Annotated in this window: 26 protein-coding genes and 1 pseudogene; 16 read left to right on the forward strand and 11 right to left on the reverse strand. The window is 55.5% G+C overall.

The genetic code is table 11. The annotated features are described in order from the left end of the window. Window positions 1-185 precede the first annotated feature (185 nt). Both W02_RS04365 and W02_RS22005 read left to right on the forward strand, forming a co-directional pair. Window positions 186-1,109, forward strand: a complete 924-nt coding sequence (locus W02_RS04365) for a TIR domain-containing protein (protein ID WP_173045158.1) — start codon at window positions 186-188, stop codon at window positions 1,107-1,109. Window positions 1,110-1,357: 248 nt separating this feature from the next. Next, window positions 1,358-1,564 (forward strand): hypothetical protein, encoded by a 207-nt coding sequence (locus W02_RS22005; RefSeq protein ID WP_370467975.1) that lies wholly within the window; start codon window positions 1,358-1,360, stop codon window positions 1,562-1,564. On the opposite strand, the pseudogene W02_RS04375 reads toward W02_RS22005, so the two are convergent. The 4 genes and pseudogenes from W02_RS04375 to W02_RS04390 all read right to left on the reverse strand — a co-directional run. Then, window positions 1,550-1,768 (reverse strand): annotated as a pseudogene (locus W02_RS04375) (DUF1801 domain-containing protein); the annotation flags it as partial. The gene W02_RS22005 and the pseudogene W02_RS04375 overlap by 15 nt on opposite strands. Before the next feature lie 93 nt (window positions 1,769-1,861). Continuing rightward, window positions 1,862-2,137: a YciI family protein gene (locus W02_RS04380; protein ID WP_197742133.1), complete on the reverse strand. Its 276-nt coding sequence runs from the start codon at window positions 2,135-2,137 to the stop codon at window positions 1,862-1,864. Window positions 2,138-2,269: 132 nt separating this feature from the next. Next, window positions 2,270-2,674 carry a nuclear transport factor 2 family protein gene (locus W02_RS04385; RefSeq protein WP_173045164.1) on the reverse strand — a complete coding sequence of 135 codons (405 nt, stop codon included), beginning with the start codon at window positions 2,672-2,674 and terminating at the stop codon, window positions 2,270-2,272. Between the two features lie 81 nt (window positions 2,675-2,755). Continuing rightward, window positions 2,756-3,214, reverse strand: a complete 459-nt coding sequence (locus W02_RS04390) for an SRPBCC domain-containing protein (protein ID WP_173045166.1) — start codon at window positions 3,212-3,214, stop codon at window positions 2,756-2,758. Between the two features lie 407 nt (window positions 3,215-3,621). Here W02_RS04390 and W02_RS04395 point away from each other — a divergent pair, with 407 nt between their 5' ends. The 6 genes from W02_RS04395 to W02_RS04420 all read left to right on the forward strand — a co-directional run bounded on the left by W02_RS04395 (window position 3,622) and on the right by W02_RS04420 (window position 8,898). After that, a complete protein-coding gene (locus W02_RS04395) occupies window positions 3,622-4,047 on the forward strand; it encodes a peptidylprolyl isomerase (RefSeq protein WP_173045168.1) in 426 nt (141 codons plus the stop codon). A gap of 67 nt (window positions 4,048-4,114) precedes the next feature. Beyond that, window positions 4,115-4,378 (forward strand): hypothetical protein, encoded by a 264-nt coding sequence (locus tag W02_RS04400; RefSeq protein WP_173045170.1) that lies wholly within the window; start codon window positions 4,115-4,117, stop codon window positions 4,376-4,378. 6 nt (window positions 4,379-4,384) lie between these two features. After that, window positions 4,385-5,701: an FAD-dependent oxidoreductase gene (locus tag W02_RS04405; protein ID WP_173045172.1), complete on the forward strand. Its 1,317-nt coding sequence runs from the start codon at window positions 4,385-4,387 to the stop codon at window positions 5,699-5,701. 368 nt (window positions 5,702-6,069) lie between these two features. Then, complete coding sequence (locus W02_RS04410; RefSeq protein WP_173045174.1) at window positions 6,070-7,035, forward strand: hypothetical protein; 966 nt, start codon at window positions 6,070-6,072, stop codon at window positions 7,033-7,035. Between the two features lie 151 nt (window positions 7,036-7,186). Continuing rightward, window positions 7,187-7,555 (forward strand): VOC family protein, encoded by a 369-nt coding sequence (locus W02_RS04415; protein WP_173045176.1) that lies wholly within the window; start codon window positions 7,187-7,189, stop codon window positions 7,553-7,555. Window positions 7,556-7,692: 137 nt separating this feature from the next. Continuing rightward, window positions 7,693-8,898, forward strand: a complete 1,206-nt coding sequence (locus tag W02_RS04420; protein ID WP_173045178.1) for a patatin-like phospholipase family protein — start codon at window positions 7,693-7,695, stop codon at window positions 8,896-8,898. 102 nt (window positions 8,899-9,000) lie between these two features. On the opposite strand, the gene W02_RS21730 is transcribed toward W02_RS04420, so the two are convergent. Then, a complete protein-coding gene (locus W02_RS21730; protein ID WP_255458560.1) occupies window positions 9,001-9,132 on the reverse strand; it encodes a hypothetical protein in 132 nt (43 codons plus the stop codon). Window positions 9,133-9,521: 389 nt separating this feature from the next. Beyond that, window positions 9,522-10,574, reverse strand: coding sequence for a methyltransferase domain-containing protein (locus tag W02_RS04425; protein WP_173045180.1), 1,053 nt, complete (start codon window positions 10,572-10,574; stop codon window positions 9,522-9,524). Between the two features lie 188 nt (window positions 10,575-10,762). On the opposite strand from W02_RS04425, the gene W02_RS04430 reads away from it, so the two are divergent. Further along, entirely contained in the window at window positions 10,763-11,818 is a 1,056-nt protein-coding gene (locus W02_RS04430; RefSeq protein WP_173045182.1) for an AraC family transcriptional regulator, read from the forward strand. A 197-nt stretch (window positions 11,819-12,015) separates the two neighbouring features. Here W02_RS04430 and W02_RS21735 read toward each other — a convergent pair whose 3' ends face one another. Beyond that, on the reverse strand, window positions 12,016-12,141 hold the full coding sequence (locus W02_RS21735; RefSeq protein ID WP_255458561.1) for a hypothetical protein: 126 nt from the start codon (window positions 12,139-12,141) through the stop codon (window positions 12,016-12,018). A 70-nt stretch (window positions 12,142-12,211) separates the two neighbouring features. Here W02_RS21735 and W02_RS04435 point away from each other — a divergent pair, with 70 nt between their 5' ends. Next, window positions 12,212-13,072 carry a GNAT family N-acetyltransferase gene (locus W02_RS04435; RefSeq protein WP_173045184.1) on the forward strand — a complete coding sequence of 287 codons (861 nt, stop codon included), beginning with the start codon at window positions 12,212-12,214 and terminating at the stop codon, window positions 13,070-13,072. Window positions 13,073-13,128: 56 nt separating this feature from the next. On the opposite strand, the gene W02_RS04440 is transcribed toward W02_RS04435, so the two are convergent. Together W02_RS04440 and W02_RS04445 are read right to left on the reverse strand one after the other, a co-directional pair. Next, the gene (locus tag W02_RS04440) at window positions 13,129-13,530 is read right to left on the reverse strand and encodes a hypothetical protein (protein WP_173045186.1); all 402 of its coding nucleotides are present in this window, start codon (window positions 13,528-13,530) and stop codon (window positions 13,129-13,131) included. A 19-nt stretch (window positions 13,531-13,549) separates the two neighbouring features. Further along, complete coding sequence (locus tag W02_RS04445; RefSeq protein ID WP_197742134.1) at window positions 13,550-14,236, reverse strand: class I SAM-dependent methyltransferase; 687 nt, start codon at window positions 14,234-14,236, stop codon at window positions 13,550-13,552. A 270-nt stretch (window positions 14,237-14,506) separates the two neighbouring features. On the opposite strand from W02_RS04445, the gene W02_RS04450 reads away from it, so the two are divergent. Next, the gene (locus W02_RS04450; protein ID WP_197742135.1) at window positions 14,507-16,153 is read left to right on the forward strand and encodes an NAD-dependent malic enzyme; all 1,647 of its coding nucleotides are present in this window, start codon (window positions 14,507-14,509) and stop codon (window positions 16,151-16,153) included. Window positions 16,154-16,236: 83 nt separating this feature from the next. Here W02_RS04450 and tmpT read toward each other — a convergent pair whose 3' ends face one another. Further along, complete coding sequence (tmpT, locus tag W02_RS04455; RefSeq protein WP_173045188.1) at window positions 16,237-16,875, reverse strand: thiopurine S-methyltransferase; 639 nt, start codon at window positions 16,873-16,875, stop codon at window positions 16,237-16,239. 232 nt (window positions 16,876-17,107) lie between these two features. On the opposite strand from tmpT, the gene W02_RS04460 reads away from it, so the two are divergent. From W02_RS04460 to W02_RS04475, 4 genes are all read left to right on the forward strand, one after another. After that, window positions 17,108-17,887, forward strand: a complete 780-nt coding sequence (locus W02_RS04460) for a bifunctional 2-polyprenyl-6-hydroxyphenol methylase/3-demethylubiquinol 3-O-methyltransferase UbiG (RefSeq protein ID WP_173045190.1) — start codon at window positions 17,108-17,110, stop codon at window positions 17,885-17,887. A 187-nt stretch (window positions 17,888-18,074) separates the two neighbouring features. After that, a complete protein-coding gene (locus tag W02_RS04465) occupies window positions 18,075-19,091 on the forward strand; it encodes a catalase family peroxidase (protein WP_173045192.1) in 1,017 nt (338 codons plus the stop codon). Between the two features lie 177 nt (window positions 19,092-19,268). Continuing rightward, window positions 19,269-19,607 (forward strand): helix-turn-helix transcriptional regulator, encoded by a 339-nt coding sequence (locus W02_RS04470; RefSeq protein ID WP_173045194.1) that lies wholly within the window; start codon window positions 19,269-19,271, stop codon window positions 19,605-19,607. Continuing rightward, window positions 19,604-20,113, forward strand: a complete 510-nt coding sequence (locus W02_RS04475) for an SRPBCC family protein (protein ID WP_173045196.1) — start codon at window positions 19,604-19,606, stop codon at window positions 20,111-20,113. Before W02_RS04470 ends, W02_RS04475 begins: the two co-directional genes overlap by 4 nt. Window positions 20,114-21,133: 1,020 nt before the next feature. Here the strand turns inward: W02_RS04475 and W02_RS04480 are convergent. Next, window positions 21,134-21,859: a hypothetical protein gene (locus W02_RS04480; RefSeq protein ID WP_173045198.1), complete on the reverse strand. Its 726-nt coding sequence runs from the start codon at window positions 21,857-21,859 to the stop codon at window positions 21,134-21,136. A gap of 144 nt (window positions 21,860-22,003) precedes the next feature. Here W02_RS04480 and W02_RS04485 point away from each other — a divergent pair, with 144 nt between their 5' ends. Then, the gene (locus W02_RS04485) at window positions 22,004-22,408 is read left to right on the forward strand and encodes a hypothetical protein (protein WP_173045200.1); all 405 of its coding nucleotides are present in this window, start codon (window positions 22,004-22,006) and stop codon (window positions 22,406-22,408) included. Window positions 22,409-22,477: the final 69 nt, after the last annotated feature.

The raw sequence follows: 22,477 nt of genomic DNA on the forward strand, positions 1-22,477 counted from the left end.
TGATGGAAAGGAAGGGATCGCCAGAAGGAAATCCACCATAAAAGCAAAATCTGAATAATGTGGTCCTGCGCGATGCTTACGCGAGCTCGGCACATGAGACAGCATTCACGAGTGCCGTTAGCCTGCAGGAACGAAAATAATAATGGTGGCAAGACGCCATTCCTAAAAGGAGTCACGGAGTCACGGTGAAGGAGATTTTTATTGGAAGCAGCAAGGAAGGACTTGAGCAGGCCATGCAGGTGGCTGACATCTTCTCGGGCGCCAAAGATGTAAAGCCGCTCCTGTGGACTGAGGTCTTCAAGCTCGGCGACATCACCTTCATGGGGATTGAAAACATCGCGAGCCGAGTCGCCGGTGCCGTGTTCCTGGCGACACCCGACGATGAATCTGTCATTCGTGAGAGGCGCGTCTGGACGCCACGGGCGAACGTGTTGTTTGAGTACGGGTATCTCACCGCCATGCTGACTCGGAGGAGGGTTGCACTGTGCCTGTACTCCGGCGTTGAACTACCATCGGATTTCGCGGGGCTGACCTACGTTCCAATGGGCACGTTTGAGGCAACCAAGCCCCTCGATCATCAAGCGAGCGTGAAGCTTAAGTCATGGGCAACCGAGCTCCCCACCGTTCAAACCGGATTTTCTCCGACTCGCCAGATGCACGGTTATTCAGGATTATGGCAAACCGAGATCGTCTACCAAGTGTGGCGTCGCATCCCATTCAATGACCCAGATTACGCGGCTCTCAATGGAAAGACGATTCTGCAGATCGCACCCGATGGAGATGGAGGTACCGGCTGCTTTTTCGGAAATTTGCAAATCCAGATTGGGAATTGCTACGCGGAGTTTGAGATCAGCGACCGAGTGATCGATGTCAAAGTATCGGGCGATGGGAGCATGAAAATCCGCAACACAGTGCAGAGTCGACAGCGCACCAGATTGGAAGGAGACCCTCCGCAGAGGGACGGATTCGAACCCGATTGGCGAGGCGCGCGGGAGATCGATTTGTTCATTCACTGTCCCCCTGACGAGCCCGGCATCCTCCGTGGACACCTCTCAAGTGAGGTTGGTGGCAACATTTACTCCAAGGCCACCGGGAAGTGGTACAGGTAGTTCTCGCGTTATGGACGCAGAGACTCACATTGTACCGGAACTAATAGCCGTCTCACCGCTGCGCTCCACTCGATAGCGCGACTCAAAGAACTCTCAATTGGCATCGATTCACGCACACGCAACTGAGTCCGGGTGTACCGGGTTCGATGCTTCATGACAGACTCCACGTCACAGAGGGATGGAGAAAAAGCGGCGATGGATTTGGAAAAGGGATGCACATGCGGATTGGGATCATCGGCGCTGGGAATATGGGCGGGCCACGTGCACGCCTCCTCGTCAAGCTCGGGCATCAGTTCTCGATTGCAAACTCGAAAAGACCGGAGAGCACGAACGCATTGGCGGCCGAGATCGGCGCGACATCCGTTCAACAGTCCACGCCGCCAAAACCGGAGACATCGTCATCCTCGCAATCCCTACCAAAGCCGCCGCCGAGCTTCCGCGGCAGGGTCTGTTAGTGATGCGCCCTTAGCGAACGTACGCTTGACGACGGCCTGATACGTCTCGCCGGTGCAGATCAACCCATCGTGTGACCAGACCGGTACCCCTCTCCATTTCCACTCCTCGACCACTCCGGGATCGGCTTGCTTGATGAGGGCACGCACTCGTGCCAGCATCTCGCCGCGCCAGTCGTTCAGCTCTTTGATTCTTGCATCGATAATGCTGAGCCGGAGATTGGTCCTGCTTCGAACCGATCTTCTTCATGTCGTTTCTCTCCTGCACATCCTGTTGATCATCCTGCTGAGACTCCGCCTTTAACGCGCAATGCCTCGCCGTTTTTCGCTCTGCTGAACCAAAGGGATGAGATCCAGCGCCGGACGGATTTCCCATCGACCCATCTGAACACCAGGGTGATTCGAGATGAGCTGCACCGCGTGGTTCAAGTCCCGGGCCTCAATGGTGAGGAGTCCGCCCAAAATCTCCTTTGTTTCCGCATAGGGGCCATCGGTTATCGCGACCTTTCCCTTCTGATACCGCAGGCTCACCGCACTGTCCGGCCCTGCAGCCCATCCCCGTAGACCCAGTTCCATTGCGTTTGAGCGTATCGTCATAGGCGAAGCAGCGATCGATCATGGCGTTCTGTTCATGCGACGAAAGCTTCCCCCATTGTTCTGCGTCCAAGTATCCGAAGCAAACATACTTCATGATCTCACCTCACTCTGTTATTTGGAATCGTGTGGAGGTTGCGCGGATGCCACAGCCGAGACGTTCAACCACTTGCCACAACGCTTGGCCCAGCCTGCAGTGACGAAATTCCTCATTGAAATCTCGTTCCCCTGAATGATGGCATGCGCGTCTACGTGATACGTGACGATCGCGGCATCATCCGTCAGCATGGTCACTCGGAAATTACTCAGGGCATAGTCTTGCAGATCGGCTCCACGGAGAAACGCCAACAGCTCCGATTTTATCCGCTCTTCTCCATCGGGGAAGATGTCATAGAAGTCCTCGGACAAATAGCCTGCAAACCCGTTGAGATCTTTTCGTTTGATCAACCTCCACGTGTCATGTTCGCAGGCGATTAAGGTGTCCGTCGTAGAAATGTCTTTTGTTCGTTGTTTCCCCATTGGCATTCCTGTCGAGAGCGAGCCTCCATTGACTCGCCGCCCCTCCCGCTTCATCAAGACTGCTGATGGCTCTCTCTGCGTCTAATTCCAATTATCAATTTTTATGTCGTGAGGCGAGGGCTTACCTTTACCAGTTTCAACGAGTTCTCTGAGGCTCAACAGAAACGTTGCCCATTTCATGCTGCAATGTGAGGTGAACTCGTTTCCATCGCGCCAGTTCTTATGACCGAAGAGCACAATCGTGTAATCACCTTCCTGAGAGAGGTTGAATATCACGTCAGTCCCTATCCATTCCCCTGGTCCGGATGTAACGCGCCAATGCACTTTCTTATTGGGATCCAGCGCGATGACCTCCATGTTCATGCTGCCTATTTCTTTGCCATCCGCAGAATGAAAACGAACTCCTATCGTTCCTCCAATTTTCGATGAGCCGGAGGTGTGTTTTGTCCACCAGCCGGCAACGCCCTCGACCGTCGATAACGCCGCGTACACCTTCGAGAGGGATGCGTTAATTCCAACTCGATGAATGATGTCTACCATGTGTCCTCCGTTGGGTTTCATTCACGTAGCTATGATGGGCATTCTCTCTTTAAGACTTCGGCCGGATCCCTACCCCTAGAACACGTCTGTTGTGGTCTCGAGTTCTAGGTCGAAGCCGATGCCGTGATCGAGTCTAGCACCGAACCGGTTCAACTTCTTTGTCGAGCAAGAGACGGCAAATCGACATGGGAACTAACTTGGCGATAGTACAAAGACTTCTCGATCTGTTTCTCGAGGACTTAGGACATTTCCTCACATGTCGGCTTCGCCACAGAAATTTACAAGCCAACCTTCTTGTTCAAGCGGAGCAGACTCGTTACAGTGACAGGAAGGAGCTTCGCGATCGCTGCGCGGAATTTTCCCCACCCCAATCAATTTACACTCCAACTCGTGGAAAGGAACTCCCGATGAACAAGACTGTCGCAAACGGAAAAGTGATTTCATTGGAATATACGCTCAAGTTGGAAAACGGCATGGTGGTTGACACCAATGTAGGCGCAGCTCCTCTAACATACACGCACGGCGCAGATCAGATCGTACGGGGTGTGGAGTCGGCGGTGGATGGCATGGAAGTTGGACAAACCAAAAAGGCCGTCGTACCTCCAACTGAAGGCTATGGCGACCCGGACCCTAATGCGTTCCAGGAAGTGTCAAAAGAAAAGCTTCCTGCAGAAATTAAAGTTGGCACCCAGCTACGTGGAAAAGACGCCAACGGCCACGAGATTCGCCCCATTGTTTCGGAAATCAAGGAGGAGACAGTGCTTTTGGACTTTAACCATCCCCTTGCAGGGAAGACGCTTTACTTCGACTTGAAGGTCGTGAACATCAATTGACCGACACCTGTGCCTTCTCGATGTGGATTCTTGACACGTCAAAAACGCACGAACGGCTCGCGCGTCGTTGACACCATTTCAAGGATCCGATGCATGCAAATGCGATGGCGACGACATTCAATATTGGACCGACGACGACACGCTGCTGTATCAGAAGTATGGTGCTACGGTCGACTACACGTTGGACTACGGTGATGGCCGGTTCTACTGGAACTTCTGTGTCAGGCCGATGAGACGGGTTGCCGACGTGTTTGGTCGGAACGCCGTGAAGCTCTGCGCCATCTTCAATCCAAAGAGCCAAGTCCTGGCAGCCTCCGGCCCGGACGTGTAAACCCGCATGCCGCTTCCTCGTTCGGCTGCAACCGGAAAACTGAAAAATCGGCATGGCATCGCAATCGTTGGGGCAGGATTATCCGGCTTAACGGCTGCTCATTTCATCGCACAATGGAGCAATATCCCAATAACCATCTTCGAATCCGATAGCCATCCCGGCGGCAGGGTATCCACTTCCCAAAGCCCTCCCGGCGAGCATGGCGCGAGGTATCTGCTGGGCAGTGAATTGGATGTGACACCTGGGACCAAATACTGGAGAGACTATGGATTACCCGATGGCAGAAACATCCGCGCTTTGTTTCGCACGTTGAAGGTGCGCGTCACGAGATTTGGAGGCAAGGATTGGCCCCGTTGGTGCCTTCTGAGCCCATTCCGTTCCATGCGGCTCGATCCCACTGGAAAGAATCTCCTCAAAGACTTTCGTGCTGCCGCAACTCTCATCGGCAGACTTCAATCAGAGATGAATCCGGACAACGGGAAGTTCAAGGATTGGATCAAAACCTCCTGTCTCCTTGAAGGAAAGTCTCTCACAATCATCAAGATGATTCTTGCCGGCGAATCTTGCGCGCCGTGGACTCATCTCTCAACCGCATATGCCCTGGAGTGTCTAGCCTCGGCAGTCAATGCGAATGAAAAGTGGTTTCAGATCCGGGGAGGTTCTACCGCTCTCATAGACAACTTATCTCGACCATTTCATGAAAGGATTTGCTGGAACAGTGCCTGTACGCGAGTTACAACGGTTTCAGGCGATACCGTACAAGTGACATACAAGAACAGCAGAGGTTTGAATAGATCTTACTTTGATGGCGCCATTGTGAGTTCGTCCGATGGCGACGCACTTACCGGGCAATACACCTTCCGGCGGCACTTTCATTCGTACATCAGCATGCTCTTCGAGTTCGATGCGAAGCCCAGACTTCTCAAGATACCGACCGCTGATCTGTGTAGTGGGCTTTATACTGACGATCGCCTCGTGAACTATCTAGAACTGGAGGACACGAAGAGAAGTACGCGTAGATGGGTCTTTCGAATCCTTATTCCCGACGCAGGCAAGTTTCTGCGGTGGTCGGACAAAGACCTTGAAACACGGTGCGTGAAGACCTTGATGCGACTTGGGCTAAACGGAAAGCCCCTCAATGCTCCGAGTGTCAAACGTTGGGCAAATGGGCTTCCTTGCGGAGGGACCAGGCGGAGTTACGACAGAGTTTCCGAGAAAGTCTACCTTTGCGGAGATCGCTATGGGAGGTGGCCTTCGATGGCCGCCGCGATCGTCAGTGGAGCAAGAGCGGCGGAAGCTCTGCTAAGCGAACTGGAGAAGTAACATATCGAATCACACTGCAGAAAGAGCATGAGTTGCTAGACTGAAGTCCTAGAGGTGTTCTCGTCTTCTCAATGTCAGTTCCGCCCGCGGTGCTGCTTCCGTCCGTCGCCTCAAGTGCGGTGGGATAAAACGCAGATCGTCTGCTCTTGTGTCACGCCAATACCAGTTTCGTAGCCGGTCGATACAATGTAAAATTTTGCATCCTGTGTTCTGGTCAGCTTCATCGGCTTCAGTTGTGGATGTCCGAGCGAATATCCTCATTTCACCGCACCGGGGAGACCAATCTGCCGCAGGCCATTATATTTCGACGCCAAAAGGTAGAGTGTGCCGTTACGGGTGCCACCGACACGCCACCTTGTAGGTCTCGTATGAACAGGATCATCGTCTCAATCGCACTCGCTCTGGCAGTAGTCGCCGCAGGATGGGCGAATCGGAATCATATCGCGGTGTGGCTCGCCCCTGCGAAGAAGGCAACGAGCATCCGGGGCGACGCGGCCATTAAGGCCGACGAACTCTTTTGGCAAACTTTTCACAGCGGCGCTTACGATGACATCCAACGTGGACTGGAAGCCCTGACAGCGGCCTACTTGGAAACACCGACCGATGCCGTTACTGCCGCTCACATCGCTTGGCTCCACAACTGGCGCATGGCAGAACGGGCGCGGCTATCGGCGATCCCGGCTACGATCACGGACGAGATGATCTTGGCTCGGAGATACTTTGAAGAAGCCGTCAAACTCAATTCGTCGGACGCGCGCTACCTGGGCTTTCTCGCTGGCCATACACTGGCGGAAGGTACCCTGCACAAGGACGACCGCCTCGTCCGGCGCGGGTATTACATGCTGCTTGACGCCATCGACGCGTGGCCGGAATTCAACCTGTTCACTGCCGGCTATGTGATGAGTCGTCTGCCGGCGGACTCGCCGCGCTTCAAAGAAGGACTGGCATGGCAGTGGCAGAACCTGGATGTATGCGTTCAAGCGCGCATCGATCGAGCCAATCCGGACTATGCAAAATACATGACCCTCGAAACGAAGGAGGGAGTCAAGCGCGTCTGTTGGAACTCCTGGATCGCACCGCACAATTTCGAGGGCTTCTTTTTGAACATGGGGGACATGCTCGTAAAGTCAGGCGATTGGCAGACAGCACAGAGAATCTATGCGAATGCCACTCTCTCACAAGATTATGCGACCTGGCCGTTTGCCAAGGTGTTGGAAGCCCGTATTGCGCGCGCGCAGGAGAATGTCGCCGCGTTTAATGGAGCACCTGATACACCGGCTCGACCGATCATGATCAACTCCGCGTTTGCTTGCGCCGCCTGTCATCAGAAATAGGCGGTCCTCTGGCGAGGAAGCCGATCCATAGATTGTCCTCATTTCCCCTCATCTGCCCCCCTCACCATAGACCTATCTATTTTGAAAAAGTACAATGTCACGATTTATTCACTCTTCATTCGTTGACCTTATTCGGACCGGAGACCTGGCCATGAAGATTTCTGAATTTGCCTTCGTCGTCTATCCGTCGACGGACCGTGATCGGTCCAAAGCCTTTTATGAGGAAGTGCTCGGACTTTCACCTTCGATGTCACTCGATATCCCCGGCGGCTTCTGGATCGAGTACGAGATCGGTCCGCACACCTTGGCGATCGGAAAGGAACCGTTTCTGAAGCCCTCAGGTGATGGCCCACACCTGGCGCTGGAAGTGGACGACTTCGACCGGACGATCGAGCATCTCAGGCGCCACAACGTACAGTTCGCTCATGAACCGTTCGACCTGCCAGGCTGCCGAGCCGCGATCCTTTTGGACCCCGACGGCAACAAGCTGGGCATTCATCAACGAAAGAGGACAGTCTAACGTTTAAGTTGTCCGCGCGCGGCGGGCAGGTCATGTCCGTCTCGTTTGTTTCGCCTGGTGGTGCCCTTCGCCTTCACCACCCGGAGGACATAAGATGCCCCACTCCAGTCCCGCAGAGCAGGCCTGACGATGAAGAGGTGCCTCTATGTCTCGCATTCTGGAGTTGCGAATACGTTCGCCCCACTCTCAATGCTCCCTTGATTCAATACGCACCCGCCGGCGGCTATCGTCTCCTGAATCTGGCGCCACCTGAGGCTGACAATTCCGACGGCCTTTTTCTGGCCGCCACATTTTCCGGTGGTGAGGTCCGTGCCTCGGCGCTCGCCTTCGGGGTCTTACGAGAACTGGCACGTCATGAGATCGCCTGGCAAGGCAGGCACAAGCGACTCCTCGATGAGCTCGATGTCATCTTCGCGTTATCCGGAGGCTCCTTCACCGCCGCATATTGTGCCTTGTACGGCGATCGCCTTTTTGACGATTTTGAATACCGCTTCTTGCGCAAAGATTGGGATACGGAACTCAGAACTCGGGTGTTGTGGTCGCCGAGTAATTGGATCCGGCTCTGGTCTCCCTATTTTGGCCGTGCACACCTCTTGGCTGAACTCCTGGACGAGGCTTTGTTTGACAGGAAGACGTATGCCGACCTGGCAGCCCGCCGCCAGCGACCCTTGCTTGCGATCCATGCAACCGATATGACCTCGCTCTCCAGGTTCGAGTTTACGCTCAAAAACTATGCGGGACAGTGCCGGCACCAGCCTCTCGACTTTCTCGAGCGGGCAAGGAGGGAAGGAGGAGTCTCAGCGCAAGTGGCAAGCGAAGCACTGTCCTATCTGGATGTGAAGAAACGCCCGTATGTTCATCTCGTCGATGGCGGCCTGGCGGATAATATGGCGTTACGGGGCATCATTGAAGGAGTTGGGCTCGTTGGAGGGCATGAACAGCTGCTGAAGCTGTCGGGCGTGAAAAACATCCAGAAACTGGTCGTCTTGGCGGTGAACGCCGAGACGAGTCCCGATGCTCTCGAATATCGGAGTGACCATGTACCGATCATGTCCCAGGCGATGAGATCCATGATTGACGTTCCAATAAATCGCTACTCGTTTGACACGGTGATGCTGATACGGCTCGCGCTCAAACAGTGGCAAGAAGATCTCCGTGACAAACCACGTGGCGTGGATAGCCCGTTCGCACCGGATGCCAAGATCCATTTCATCAATGCCAGTCTCGCCGAAATTGTCGATCCGGACGAACGGCTTGCGCTCATGAAGATCCCGACATCGCTCTATCTCACGGAGGACCAGATTGATCGCCTACCGTGCCGCATCCGGCCTCATCCTTCGTGATCCGGAGTTTCAGCGACTCATGGCAGATATGCATGACGATACAGTGGATGTACCCCCAGATCGATAAGCCGGTCTCATTGTTTCAGCGTTGGAGAGCCCCTCTCAACTCTGTAGCCGGCCACCCTTCAGCACACCCGCCGCGAGATTGATGACATCGCCGAGGATGAGATTTCCAACCATCCACCACGACATTCCGGCCCCGACTGCCAGTGCCGCCTCAAGAATGATTTGCATGAGAGAGTGCTCGCTTTCCTTTTTCATGGGCGGCCTTGATTGAGCTGCAGTGCCATTCTCAATGGTCTCTCGCTTCCTAAACCGTACATGAGCATCAGTCATGCCGAAGTTGGATCTACCTCTTTGCATCCTTCCGACCTTCGGAACCTTTTGATTCGAGAGAGAATTGCTTCTGCGCACACAATCAAGCACGATGAAATGCGGTTGGCTATGGCAGGGCGAGCGTATACAACAGATGCGCAGAAGAATCTAAATGGATTCCCAAACAAGAAAATAGGACAGAAAGAGATCAGGATACTTAGCTGGATGCCGTGGAGGGGCACCTTCGCGGCCAGACGGTCGAGGGACGCCGCAGCATACCGCGGCGTCCCTCATGCCATCGCTTTAGTTCAGGGCCGTGCCTCCAGAACCAGGTTGAACGGCGTCTGAGTTGCGCGGCGGACTCGCGTGAAGCCGCCTTTCATGATGACCTCACGGAGACGCGCCTCCCCTGCCTGAGCCCCCAGGGCCGGTCCATTATAGTGCAACGAAGCGGGCACGCAGACCATCGTGGAGGCGGCATAGAAGACACGACCGACGGGGTTCAGATTGTCTTCCACTTTGTCCCCTGCGAAGGGTTCCACGATCATCCACGTACCATCTGATGACAACGTCTGCTTCACTCGCGCGGCGGCGCCGACCGGATCGCCCATATCGTGCAGGCAGTCGAAATGCGTGACAAGACCATAGCCGCTTCCAGAATAGTCCGTTGACTTGGCCACTTCGAACGTCGCGTTCAAGACGCCTGCGCCTTTGGCCTGCCGGCGCGCCGCCTCGATGGATGGTTGATGATAGTCGAACCCGATGAAGGTGGAGTTGGGGTAGGCCTGCGCCATGAGAATGGTCGAGGCGCCGAAGCCGCAGCCGACGTCCGCCACGCGGATGCCGCTCTTGAGTTTCGCCTCCACCCCGTCGAGCGAGGGAATCCAATTCGAAACGAGGTTGCCCACGTAGTTCGGGCGGAAGAACCGTGCCGTCCCTTCGAAGAGCTGGTGGTCGTGTTCCTCCCACCCCAGTCCTTTGCCCGTCCTGAACCGCTGCTCGATCTTGGGATTCGCGGCGAACGCTGCCGCGATGCCTTGAAACGCGCCCGGAAGGAAGTACGGGCTGTCCTCGTTCGCCAACGCCGCCGCCTGCTCGCTCGGCAACGTGTACCGTCCGGTTGCGGGATCGTAGGTCACATAGCCGCCGGCTGCCTGATTTCCCAGCCACTCGCGGATGTACCGTTCGGCCGTCTCCGTTGCCGCCGCCAACTCAGCCGAAGTGACCGGCCCCAGATCCGCCATCGCCTTATAGAGACCCAGCTTGTCGCCGAGCAGCACCATGTTGGCGCTCCAGGCCGCCGCAATATCGACGATCGCCTTGCCGAGAAAGTTATTGAGTTTGTCCTGATCGATCACCATCGTGGCCTCCCTGCTATATGTGGTGGACCGCAACCCGGGGTGCTCTGCTCGCATTATAGAAGGGGACCACTAGGGAGTCTTATCAGGGCATCTGGCTCTCTTAGCAGGGGAATGCTAAGCTGCGGGTCGTTTAGCGGCTCGTCCGGATTTCTTAGCCAACAGTCGGTCCCGTTTCGAGGAGTTCCCGTATGGACGTGCTGTCCGAAGTGCTCAAGGCCGTGAAGCTCGATGGCGCCGTGTTCTTCAACGGCGAATTCTCGACACCCTGGTGCGCGCGTGAGCCGGACTCGTGCACCATGGCAACCTATCTGTCCGTCCAGTCAAAACACGTCATTATTTTCCACCTCGTCGCAGAAGGCGATGCCTACGTCAGAATGGGGGAAGACGGAGGGCGCATCTCACTCGTGCCCGGCGACATCGTGGTGCTTCCGCACGGCCAGGCTCACATGATGGGAAACGGCCCTCCTGTCACGCCGATGGAAAGCGCCGGCCACCTCCCCCGCATCGTCTCCGAAGGACTGCGGCTTTATCGATTCGGCCAAGGCGGGGACGTGACGAAGCTCATCTGCGGCTACATGACCTGTGACCCGCAACTCAGTCAAATGCTCCTCGCGGGGCTGCCCGAGATCATCAAGATCAATATCCGCGACCATGCGTCGGGCCGATGGCTGGAAAATACACTGCGCTACTCGGTTGACCACGCCGAAGCCTCTGGTCCGGGAGGCACTGCAGTCGTTGCGAAATTGTCCGAAGCGTTGTTCGTGGAGGCATTGCGGCAGTATATCGCAGGGCTGGCACCGGAACAGACCGGCTGGCTCGCGGGCGTGCGAGACCCGGAAATTGGCAAGGCCTTGGCCCTTCTGCATCGAGAGCCGGCGAAGCCTTGGACGATTGCCTCGCTCGCGAGCGAAGTGGGGCTATCCCGCTCCGTGCTCGCCGAGCGATTCCGTTATTATCTGTCGGAGACGCCGATCGGCTATCTCACACGGTGGCGAATGCACCTCGCGGCACAGCTCCTCAAGTCGACCTCGAAAAGCGTGGCCGAAGTGGCTGGCGAGGTGGGCTATGAGTCCGAACCGTCATTCAATCGCGCCTTCAAACGAGCCTTGGGAATTCCGCCTGCCCGCTTCCGAAGCCACGCGAGGCCTCGCCCCGACCAATCGGCCGGTGCCGCAAACTCCAATGGCAGGGCAAAAACACGTAGGGGGAGAAGAGAGCTTGCGGTCCACGGCGAACGGTCTTAACGGCATTCCTTGCTACTGTAATACTGCCTTTCACACCTATTTGCATCGCCCGCCCCCATCAGGACTCTGACAATATCGATAACATCATCGACCATCTACGGATGTGCACCGGGTTGCATGAAAGATCCAATGCCCGGGTGTTGTGTACCTTTGCTCAATTCACGGACCGGTAGCCTTGCACAGGGGGGGCAGAACGCTTACTGCTCACGGAACTCGTGAGGGAAACGCACGAGTTGAAAGTTCGGCGGCAGTTCCTCACGAAGGTCTGCCAGATTCGTGTGATCGATGTGGGCAGACCGTCCAATCAGGATTCTGACTTTCACAACGTCCGCTGGTCCAGATATCATTGGATTCGTTGGAAGCAAGCGCCATCCTATCCACGCGGAGGCAGCCATGAAGAACACGGTGCTCCGACCAGGTACGACCGGTGATGCCGCACTCTGTGGGAGAATTGCCCATGAGGCATTTAAAACGATCGCCGAACAGCACAATTTTCCTCCTGACTTTCCCTCCGCGGACATCGCGGTCTCCTTGCTTTCAATGGTGTTGTCACGAGCCGATGTCCATTCAGTGATCGCGGAGATCGATAATCGCGTGGTCGGCAGCAACTTTCTCTGGGAGGGCGATACCATCGCGGCTGTGGGGCCGATCACTGTCGCTCCTGCCGCACAAAACGAGAGCATAGGCCGCCGATTGATGGAGCGGGTGCTGGAACGGGCATTTGCACGACAGCATGTGGGAGTTCGGCTTGTCCAGACCGCCTATCACAGCCGCTCGCTTTCCTTGTATACGAAACTCGGCTTCCGTGCACGCGAACCCCTCTCGGTCTTGCAAGGACAGCCGCTCAATCTGGCTCTGCCGGGTTATCGCGTGCGCTCCGCGACCCTGCACGATTTAGACGCGTGCAATGAACTGTGCTTCAATGTGCATGGGCACAATCGGCGCAGCGAACTCGCGCACGCGATCGCCGACGGAACGGCTCGAGTCGTCGAGCATGGCAATGGGATTACCGGTTACACCACCAATGTCGGATTCTTGGGCCATGCCGTTGGCCGGACGAATGAGGAGATCAAGGCGCTGATCGGTGCAACGACAACGTTTGCCGGTCCGGGATTCTTGCTCCCGACTCGAAACACGGATCTGCTGGCGTGGTGTCTGACGCGTGGCTTACGCATCGTCCAGCCCATGACGCTCATGAGCCGTGGCCTGTATCAGAAACCGGCCGGTGCGTTTCTTTCTTCGGTGTTGTACTGAACGCCCTGGGAGCATGTCTATCCATTGTGTCGAAAATCGATCCGCCTCTCATGCAATCAACCGTTTGACTTGCAACCAAGCCAGAACAATATCGATGAGATGATACCGACGACGGCGAAGAAGGCCATCGGCTGCCACTTCGCATGAAGCAGACTGAGAGCGGCAAAGGCAACGACGAGTGACCACCCTTTGGCAAATCTCCACACGCGCGCGTACAAGACTACCCCTTCCGACTTTCCCAATGTCCGGCCTACCGCTATCGACGCGACGACTCCAATGGCACCCGCAACATACAACCACTCCTCCCTATCCGGCATCATCGAGAAGATCAGACAGAGAGCGATCCCAAGGGGAGTCCATTCAATCAATCTGTCTGAGCCTGTTCCTGGCTGCGCTGTGGACGACATCTCCGTGTACTCTTCAGTGACCAAATCACTTGTCAGCCCGATTCCATCCATTGGACGGCGCCGGAAAAATTCACCCGCGAGCCGAAAACAAGGCGGCACATCCCACGACGTCAATGGTCACTGAGGTGAAATGCTCCGAGAGCGCGGTTCGCAAACCTTGGAGATCGTCTTGATCGTTCGTAAACACGCCCTTGGCATTATAAAGGGCCATCAGCCGCTTGGCAGCCCAACTGCGATGCACACCATCGGAGAGCAGCGTGGCGCCGAACATTACTCCGTTTGGCTTGAGCAACGGTTTGAGATGTCGAAACACCGCGCTCTTGGTTTTCATCGTCCCAGGCAGACAGTGCAGGAGGTAAGTCAGGCTGATGGAGTCGAAACTCGGGATATCGCGGCTGATCGGATCGAGTACATTTGCCCTATAGACTTCCGGGCGATACCGGGCGAGCCGTTTTCCAGCGGCATCGAGGCAGTTGGAATTCAAATCCATCAATCCCAGTCGCGTTGAAGCATCCGGAAAGCGGCAGGAGTCGAGAAAGTATCCGGTGCCCACGCCGACGTCCAGGTGATTCGCCGTCACGTGTCGATCGTACAATGCAAGAATGTGCCTTGAAGGGCACTTCCAAATCAAACGGTTGGAAAATCCTAAGACGAACCAATCGTATATCCCGAGAATCGGCTTAGAATAGACTGCTTGCCCCGCTTCGACCTCTTGCTCGGTCATAGTCACTGTCTTTCCATCGTGAGAGTCATGCACTCACTACTCCTTCCCGGCAAAGACCGTCAATATGACGGGGACGATCTCCTGGGGCAGGAGGCTACGGTTTGATGACACGTCTGTCAAGCAAGGGAACTCAGGCGCGGAAACAAACAGGGAGGTACGGATACATAATCGAACTCGTTTCCGCCTATACTACGGCTGCTGCTTAGGGCGATTGGTGACGGCATTTTAGAAGAAGTCGCTCTGAAAACATTTCGGCTTTGCCGCTTCAGCCATGCATACCACGTCAACCCAGGAGTCATCCCTATGGACATTCAAAGTCTGCGTGAGGACATGCCACACGGCATGCGCCTCCTTCGCGACCCTCGCTTGAACAAGTCGACGGCCTTTACCGAACGTGAGCGAGAGACGCTCGGCCTGATTGGGCTCGTCCCGGAAGGCATAGACACGGAAGAGACTCAACTCCGTCGCATCCACCTTCAACTCAGCCGTAAGTCCACCGACCTCGAAAAATACATCTACCTGTCGTCGCTACAAGACAATGACGAGACGCTGTATTACAAAACGTTGATGTCCGACCCCGCCCATTTTATGCCGCTTGTTTACACACCGACGGTGGGAGAAGCCTGTCAGAAGTTCGGCCACATCTTACGAAGGCCCCGGGGCCTCTATCTCTCCATCAAACGCCGTGGCCGCATCAAGGAGGTCCTTCGCAACTGGCCTGAAAAAGACGTGCGGTTCACGGTGGTCACCGACGGTGAACGCATACTCGGACTCGGTGACCTTGGCGTCAACGGCATGGGCATTCCCATCGGCAAACTCGCCTTGTACACAGCCTGCGCGGGCGTGCCGCCCTACGTCACTCTTCCAATCACGCTGGATGTGGGAACGAATAATGAAACGCTGCTCGCCGACCCGCTCTACCTCGGGCTCCGCCAGCCGCGAATCCGCGGAGCCGAGTACGATGACTTTCTCGAGGAGTTTGTGACGGCCATGCAGGAGGTCTTCCCGCGCTGCTGCATCCAGTTCGAGGATTTCGCTAATTTCCATGCGGTCCCGCTCCTGGCCCGGTATCGCGAGCGGGTCTGCTGTTACAACGACGACATCCAAGGCACCGCGGCAGTGGCAGTCGCCGGCATCTCCGCCGCCCTCCGTATCAACAACGGGAAGATGAAGGAGCAGACATTCCTCTTCCTCGGCGCAGGTTCGGCAGGCACCGGCATCGCGGAACTCATCAGCCTCGCGATGATGGAAGAAGGCCTGTCTGCTTCCGAGGCGCGGGCACGTTGCTGGCTGGTGGACGTCGATGGACTGATCGAGAGCAGCCGCCCGAACCTGACCGATTTCCAGAAGCCGTTCGCGCACCGGCATGCGCAGTTGAAAGATTTTCTCTCTGCCGTTGAATCGATCAAGCCGACCGCGATTATCGGGGTCAGTACCGTGCCGAAGCTCTTCAACCAAGCCGTGATCGAGGCGATGGCCCGGATCAATGCTCAGCCCATCATCTTCCCCTACTCCAATCCGACTTCATGCTCGGAATGTACGGCCGAAGAAGCCTACCGGTGGTCCGAAGGCCGCGCGATCTTTGCCAGCGGCAGTCCGTTTGCGCCGGTCCGTTTCGGCGGCAAGACGTTCGTGCCGGGCCAGGGGAACAACGTCTATATCTTCCCTGCTCTGGGCATGGCGATCTATGCAACCGAGGCGAGGCGCGTCACCGATGAGATGTTCCTGTGCGCCGCCAGGAGCGTGGCCGAACAAGTGACGCAGGAGGATCTGGACGCAGGCCTGATCTACCCTCCCCAATCGGACATTCTGAAGTCCTCTCTCCATGTCGCGGAAAAGGTAGCAGATCTCGTCTTCGCGCGAGGCCTCGCCGGTGTCCCCCGGCCCGCGGACCTTGGCGCCTTCATCCGGGCCAAGGTGTACGAGCCGGAGTACCACGACTTCGTCTAACTTCAGGCGCGTGGCAGGCGTCGGATAGGGACGAGCCGTACCCGCGGGTGCGAGTGGTTGACCGGATAAATCGCCTCATGGAGCTACTTATTTCTTAGCAGCCAGACATTCTCTTTGGCGGGACATTTCCCCTTTAATCCACCGGATACATCCGTGCTCGAAATGAGCGTTAGATCGTAATGATTTGCGTAATGCCGGCGTACTTCATCATTGCTGATTGAAAACGGAGGCCCATCCATCAGGCGTTGGTCGTAGTCATAGCAAATCATCAACTGTGGTGCCTTCCCAGTTATCTCTATCAGATGCGCGGCATAGCGTTTTCGCATTTCTTCGGGGAAGGCCACTAACGCCGCCCTGTCATAGATGGCATCGGCTGGACCAAGTATCTTTCTGGACAATGCGAAGATATTTCCAACGAATATGTCGATATTGTTGGCGCTCCACTGCTCGAGTTCGCCGACTGTAGATATTTCCGGTTGCGCTCCAAGTTCGATGAATAGCTGCTCGATGGCAACTTGACTCAATTCAGCTCCGGCGACGTGATAGCCGTGAGAGACCAGCCAAGCAATATCGAGGGTCTTACCGCACAATGGGACGAATATCCGCCTGCCTTTGAGTAAAGACAATTCCTTGAAGTGCTTGACCAAGAGCGGGTTGGCCTTACTTTCGTGGAACGCAATTTCATTCTTCTCCCAGCGTTGATGCCAAAAACTTGGATCCATGATGAGTTCCTTTTACTTGAGATGGGTGTCTGTATACAGGGTGTTGCGCGCTGGCGCGAGATTCTTGAGGTTGTTTGATCAATTGTCAAGGGCCGTGTGGTCGTCCACTCTAGACAGGAGACTGCCTCCGACGTTGTCCAGTTCGCCGGGAGATTGCCTGATAGACCGAACCGGGCTCGAACGATTAAAATGCCCGGTCTCTTAACCCGATTAGCCACCACTACGGAGTGCCATGATGACAGACCAGCAGCGCGTGCGCGTGTTCGATTCCCAGGGCGAGGCCTACAAACTGGCCTTTCAAACGTTCCTGGATCATACCGACCAGAAGCGGAACGCCAGGCGCTGGCTTCAGCAGGTGGTTGACCGTCTGCCGGCTCGCAACGTTTTCATCGATGCCGGAGCGGGTAACGGCGAGGTCACCCGGAACTTCGCAGACGCCTTCGAACGCACCATCGCGATCGAGCCGAATATGTATTTATTGAAGCAGTTGCAACAGGCCGTCCCTGCCGCCGAAGCGATCGGCCAGCCGATCATGACGGCGGAACCGGCTGCGCAGGGTGATCTCGTCCTGTGCTCTCATATGTTTTACTACGTTCCGGCCGAGGATTGGCTGGCGCATCTCGAGCGCCTCGTGTCATGGATGTCGCCAACCGGTGTGACCATCGTCGTCCTCCAACACCGCGAGAGCGGATGCATGAACATGGTTCATCATTTCCTTGGACATCGTTTCGAATTGCGCCAGGTTGCCGACACGTTTCGCGTGAAACACGGGGATCGGTATGAGGTCGTGACCACGCTCGATCCGGCAAATGTGATGACCCCCGACCTGGCCAAGACCTACGCGGTTGCGGAATTCATGCTCAATTTGCTGGACATCAAGGAACCCCCTTCCCGGCACGAAGTCGAAGCCTACCTCCAGGCCAACTTCACTTCTCCTGAAGGCGGTTATCGAATTCCCGTGCATCAAGACTTCTTGCAGATCCATGCCCGTACGTCCACAACTCTCGCATAGACATAGGGCGGTCATCGCGAGCCCGGCTGTTCATCATGGCATTTGTGGATGGTCAGGAGCTTGTGGGTGGTCCAAAGCTTTCAGACGGGTCTCGCGGCATCGAACTAGGAATTAGCTACGTGAAAGAGTACAGTACCGCTGATTTCACATTTGCGACATCTCACCGATAGTCTGAGGAGGGGCACTCATGCCTAAAGCACTCGCAGCGATGGCCGCGCTGACCGTCTCGCTTGTGGTTCCTGTCTTAGGATTTGCCCAAGAGACAGCCGCAAGTCAAAAATCTCTGGCTGAACAACTGGTCGATGCCTTCACTGCCGTGTTCGGAGCCCATCCCGGCATGCGGGCCAATCACCCGAAGGGCGTCGTATTGGAAGGCACCTTCACTCCGAGCGCTTCGGCGGCATCGGTGAGCAAGGCTGCTCATCTGAAAAAACAGAAGAAACCGGTGCCGGTGACCGTCAGGTTCTCCGCCGGGTCGGGGCTGCCAAGCGTTCCCGATACCAACGACATGCCACGCGGTATGGCCGTGAAGTTTTCCCTTCCGGACGGGTCGAAAACGGATATGGTCGTGCTGTCCTACAACGGCTTTCCCGTTGCCACGGCCGAAGAATTCAGAGATTTCCTCCTCGCGATTGCGTCAAGCGGACCAGATGCCTCGAAGCCGACGGCCATCGAAACGTTTCTGAGCACACATCCTGCGGCAAAGACATTTGTGGAAACCCCCAAGCCTCCGCCCGTCAGCTACGGCACCGTCGCGTATTTCGGAATCAATACGTTCAAGTTCACCAATGCCAAGGGAGCCACGATACTGGGTCGCTACCAGCTACAACCCTTGGCCGGTGCGCAATACCTCGCCAAAGAACAGGTATCCGACAAGGGGCCTGATTATCTGACCGCTGAGATTCACGACCGGGTTCATCGCGGTCCCATCACGTTTAAGCTGCTCGTGCAGGTCGCTGAAGCAGGCGACAAGATTGACGATCCGACCATTGCATGGCCGGATACGAGAAAGACAATAGAGCTGGGTACGATCGCCATCACCAAGGCGGTCGCGGACAGTCAAGCCGCAGAGAAAAAACTGTTGTTCGTGCCGGGGGCTCTGACCCCAGGTATCGAGGCGGCGGACCCAATGATCGCCGCACGGTCGGCGGCCTATATCGTGTCGCTCTCCCGACGCGTCCAGACCAATGACAAAGCCAAATGAATCCATGAGGCACTCTCATTCTCCCGCCCTTGCTGAATGCTCTGTGCCGAATCATTGCGGGCCGTTTGATGACCTAAGAGTTTTTCATTTTTGCCCATCATTGCGTAACGGTTCCTGGCGTCATCCTCGAACACGTAGCTATTGACCTAAGTGTTTCTCCATCCTATAGTTAGGCGTATGCCTAACTCTACCCTTGCCCTCGATCGCGTGTTCTATGCCCTGGCCGATCCCACCAGACGCGCCGTACTTGAACGATTGAGCAAGAAACCGGCTCCTGTCAGCGAACTGGCGGCGCAGTTCGATATGGCGCTCCCTTCGTTCATGCAGCACCTCACCGTCTTGGAAGATTGTGGTTTGGCGCGCTCACACAAAGACGGTCGGGTACGAACATACCACCTTGAGCCAAGAGCCCTGAGAGCAGCGGAGCAGTGGATGACCAAGCATCGGGCAATCTGGGAAACACGCCTCAACCAATTGGATGACTACCTCACGAACATGAAGGAGACGAACAGATGACGCCTATGAGACATCAGCCTGATTCTCAGCTCGATTTGATTTTTGAACGTATCGTCGATGTTCCGAAAGAACTGCTCTGGAAAGCCTGGACTTCCCCTGAACATCTCAAACCCTGGTTCACTCCAGCGCCATGGAAAACCGTCGATTGCGAAATCGATCTTCGGCCGGGCGGGATCTTCCGTACAGTGATGCGCTCGCCGGAAGGACAGGAATTTCCACATGTCGGCTGCTATCTTGAGATCGTCCCGAACGAGAAGCTCGTTTGGACGAATGCGCTGTTGCCAGGGTACCGCCCGGCTCCTCCACCGGCAGACAACGTGGCAGCCTGTGACACGTTCTTATTTACCGCCATCCTCGTCTTTGAACGACATCAGAAAGGAACAAAGTATACGGCGCTCGTGGTCCACAAGGACGAGGCGGGTCGGAAGCAGCATGAGGAAATGGGATTCCACGAAGGCTGGGGCACAGCATTCGATCAGCTCATAGTCTACGCAAAGACTCTCTAAGGCTACCGCTCAGTCACTTGCAGACTTGACTCCGCTTATCGCCCGCGGTGGGACTCAGCCGTGATCATCGATATGGTGATTAGGACTGATTGATCTACGCGATCGGCTCCTCGATCCCCTTGCTGGTGTCCTGGGCCTTGATCGTCTTGTGGAATTTCAGCCGGTCATCCTTTCGGTTTGCCCGATCGGGATCCGAGAAGTCTTGAACACCTTATCGAATTGCAATACTTCAAACTCGATCTCTCCGACCCTTTCTTCCTGTGAGAGTCAATAGCACGTCGTAGCTTGCCTTGACCGTCATACCACATCATCACTTTGTAAAAACTCAGGCAACCTGGGACTCCTTTGAAGACCGGGTCATCTTCCTGTCGAGGCATATTTCCTTCTCCGCTTTCTGAATGAGACCGAGAGAGAGTTCATGGTCACTCCGCTATTAGATAATCGTGAAAGGTATGAGACCATTGTCTGCACACCCGGCTCTGTGTTTTCCGGGGTCCAAAACAATTTTTCAGCAGCCTGCTAGTGGTACTTTGGTTCACATATCCGCATTCCACCATCCAAGATTTACACATAATTAATCACCGCGAGTGCCCTACTTTAGGTTAATACCCAAGCGTAGGGATTGCCATTGCACACTGACGCAGGCATCCTGCCAATCATGAGTATGCATAATCATCTGCGTTTATTTCTTACGACATTCCTAAGCCTGATAATCTGTTTCCTTGCTTCGTGTGACAGCCGAGAAGAGAGTAGGCACACCTCGCATGCTCCTTCCTCCGGCCCCGCATCCTCTGGAAGTACAATCGATGAGGTGGTTTCTCCTCATCTTGCAACCATAGATCTTAGGAAGATCTCCGCAACTCACAACCAGCCGTTCTGGTTCGATGGCGAGTCTCTCTGGTTTGTTCACGAACTGGAGGACAATCGGCGCTCTAACTGACGCAAGCGCAGTGTGCGAGGAGAGTCTATGGCTGGAGCGAGCAACAGCTATGGAATGGATTGAACACCCTGCCCTGAGGCTTAGCGCAACTCTTTAGTGGCAGCATCCAACGGAGTGACGGGCCCTCCTTTTCGAGCGATGGTGGTCGCTTCCAGCACTCGGCCATGGTTGGTAGTCGTCCCGTACCCTTCGACTTCTATATACAGATTCTGCTCCAACGATGCAGGGAAACGCTCTCCCACATCGGGAGGCAAGCGGACCTGTGTTCCATCGGATAGCAGCATGCCATTGATACCACCCTTCAAGTAGTCATAGAGCAGGATTTGAATGGTTCCCGCGGCTCTCATCTGATTGACTGTCGGCTGGTTTTCTGTGGGAGGGATGGGCAGGTCGAGGCGGTAGGGAACGGTGAAGGTCTTGTCGTCCGTTACGTTGACGATGACATCAGGCGTCACGAGGGTGGAGTCGGAACCACGACGTCCATACACTCGCACATGATCACCAGGCTGAACGTCGTTCATGAGTCCTTCGGCAGCGCGGTAGGTCACATACATTTGTGACCCGTCGCGCAACAGAAGTCCATTCACGCCTCCACGAGGGTGGAGCAGGTATCGATCCACCACTCCATCGGCAACCGGAAGACGGTCTCGTGATGGAGGATGCTCGTCCGCAACCGGAACGGCCAACTTATCCTGGGAATCGTGAGAAGAGCCCATCAAACCGGTCGGAAACGCTTGAGCGCTATCAGTATTCGCAAAAGCCAGCCATACGAAGAAGGATATTAGATGGAGCAAGGTTTGTTGCATGGTCGTTACTGGACCCTGGATGTTTTACCCGCCTGGAGCCGTTCGCATTCCAGGTTTGGCAAAAAACTGGACTGCCTGTAACTCCCTGGTATCTTTTCTGAATGATGGCAAGACTTTCATCGTTATTCTTGTAGGGAGGAATATATGCGCAGGCCAAACGTCTTTGTCGTATTCACACTCATCTACAGCCTATCAGGTTGCTCTGTCTTGATGGTAGCAAGCCGCGATACCAAAAGAGGCGATGTCGACGTCATTCAGATAGGCGCTCAGCGCTCCGCAGTGATCGCCGAACTGGGCCAACCTGACAACATGTCGACTTTGGAAAATGGCGGATATGATGACCGATATAAATTAGACCCTGATGCTCACGGCGGTGTCGCCAAATTCTTTACCGGATTTCTGTATTTTGCTGCCGACTTTTTCACGCTTTGCCTGACGGAGCTGATCTTTACCCCCATTGAAATCGCCTTCAAAGATAAACTCGTGATTTACCATCTCACGTATGCGCCTGACGGCAAACTCTCGGCCATTGAGAAAATAAAGCCCTGAACCGCGATGGCGGGGCAGCCGGCGGACACGTTTCAAGGCATGGCAGGCACGTCCTATACTTCTACTTCT

Source organism: Nitrospira sp. KM1, from assembly GCF_011405515.1.
GTDB lineage: Bacteria > Nitrospirota > Nitrospiria > Nitrospirales > Nitrospiraceae > Nitrospira_C.

Coding starts and splice junctions, on each gene's coding strand:
- W02_RS22005 (WP_370467975.1), top strand. CDS start 1,358: ATGGGCGGGCCACGTGCACGCCTCCTCGTCAAGCTCGGGCATCAGTTC.
- W02_RS04380 (WP_197742133.1), bottom strand. CDS start 2,137: ATGGAACTGGGTCTACGGGGATGGGCTGCAGGGCCGGACAGTGCGGTG.
- W02_RS04385 (WP_173045164.1), bottom strand. CDS start 2,674: ATGGGGAAACAACGAACAAAAGACATTTCTACGACGGACACCTTAATC.
- W02_RS04390 (WP_173045166.1), bottom strand. CDS start 3,214: ATGGTAGACATCATTCATCGAGTTGGAATTAACGCATCCCTCTCGAAG.
- W02_RS04395 (WP_173045168.1), top strand. CDS start 3,622: ATGAACAAGACTGTCGCAAACGGAAAAGTGATTTCATTGGAATATACG.
- W02_RS04405 (WP_173045172.1), top strand. CDS start 4,385: ATGCCGCTTCCTCGTTCGGCTGCAACCGGAAAACTGAAAAATCGGCAT.
- W02_RS04410 (WP_173045174.1), top strand. CDS start 6,070: ATGAACAGGATCATCGTCTCAATCGCACTCGCTCTGGCAGTAGTCGCC.
- W02_RS04415 (WP_173045176.1), top strand. CDS start 7,187: ATGAAGATTTCTGAATTTGCCTTCGTCGTCTATCCGTCGACGGACCGT.
- W02_RS21730 (WP_255458560.1), bottom strand. CDS start 9,132: ATGCAAATCATTCTTGAGGCGGCACTGGCAGTCGGGGCCGGAATGTCG.
- W02_RS04425 (WP_173045180.1), bottom strand. CDS start 10,574: ATGGTGATCGATCAGGACAAACTCAATAACTTTCTCGGCAAGGCGATC.
- W02_RS04430 (WP_173045182.1), top strand. CDS start 10,763: ATGGACGTGCTGTCCGAAGTGCTCAAGGCCGTGAAGCTCGATGGCGCC.
- W02_RS04435 (WP_173045184.1), top strand. CDS start 12,212: ATGAAGAACACGGTGCTCCGACCAGGTACGACCGGTGATGCCGCACTC.
- W02_RS04440 (WP_173045186.1), bottom strand. CDS start 13,530: ATGGATGGAATCGGGCTGACAAGTGATTTGGTCACTGAAGAGTACACG.
- W02_RS04450 (WP_197742135.1), top strand. CDS start 14,507: ATGGACATTCAAAGTCTGCGTGAGGACATGCCACACGGCATGCGCCTC.
- tmpT (WP_173045188.1), bottom strand. CDS start 16,875: ATGGATCCAAGTTTTTGGCATCAACGCTGGGAGAAGAATGAAATTGCG.
- W02_RS04460 (WP_173045190.1), top strand. CDS start 17,108: ATGATGACAGACCAGCAGCGCGTGCGCGTGTTCGATTCCCAGGGCGAG.
- W02_RS04465 (WP_173045192.1), top strand. CDS start 18,075: ATGCCTAAAGCACTCGCAGCGATGGCCGCGCTGACCGTCTCGCTTGTG.
- W02_RS04470 (WP_173045194.1), top strand. CDS start 19,269: ATGCCTAACTCTACCCTTGCCCTCGATCGCGTGTTCTATGCCCTGGCC.
- W02_RS04475 (WP_173045196.1), top strand. CDS start 19,604: ATGACGCCTATGAGACATCAGCCTGATTCTCAGCTCGATTTGATTTTT.
- W02_RS04480 (WP_173045198.1), bottom strand. CDS start 21,859: ATGCAACAAACCTTGCTCCATCTAATATCCTTCTTCGTATGGCTGGCT.
- W02_RS04485 (WP_173045200.1), top strand. CDS start 22,004: ATGCGCAGGCCAAACGTCTTTGTCGTATTCACACTCATCTACAGCCTA.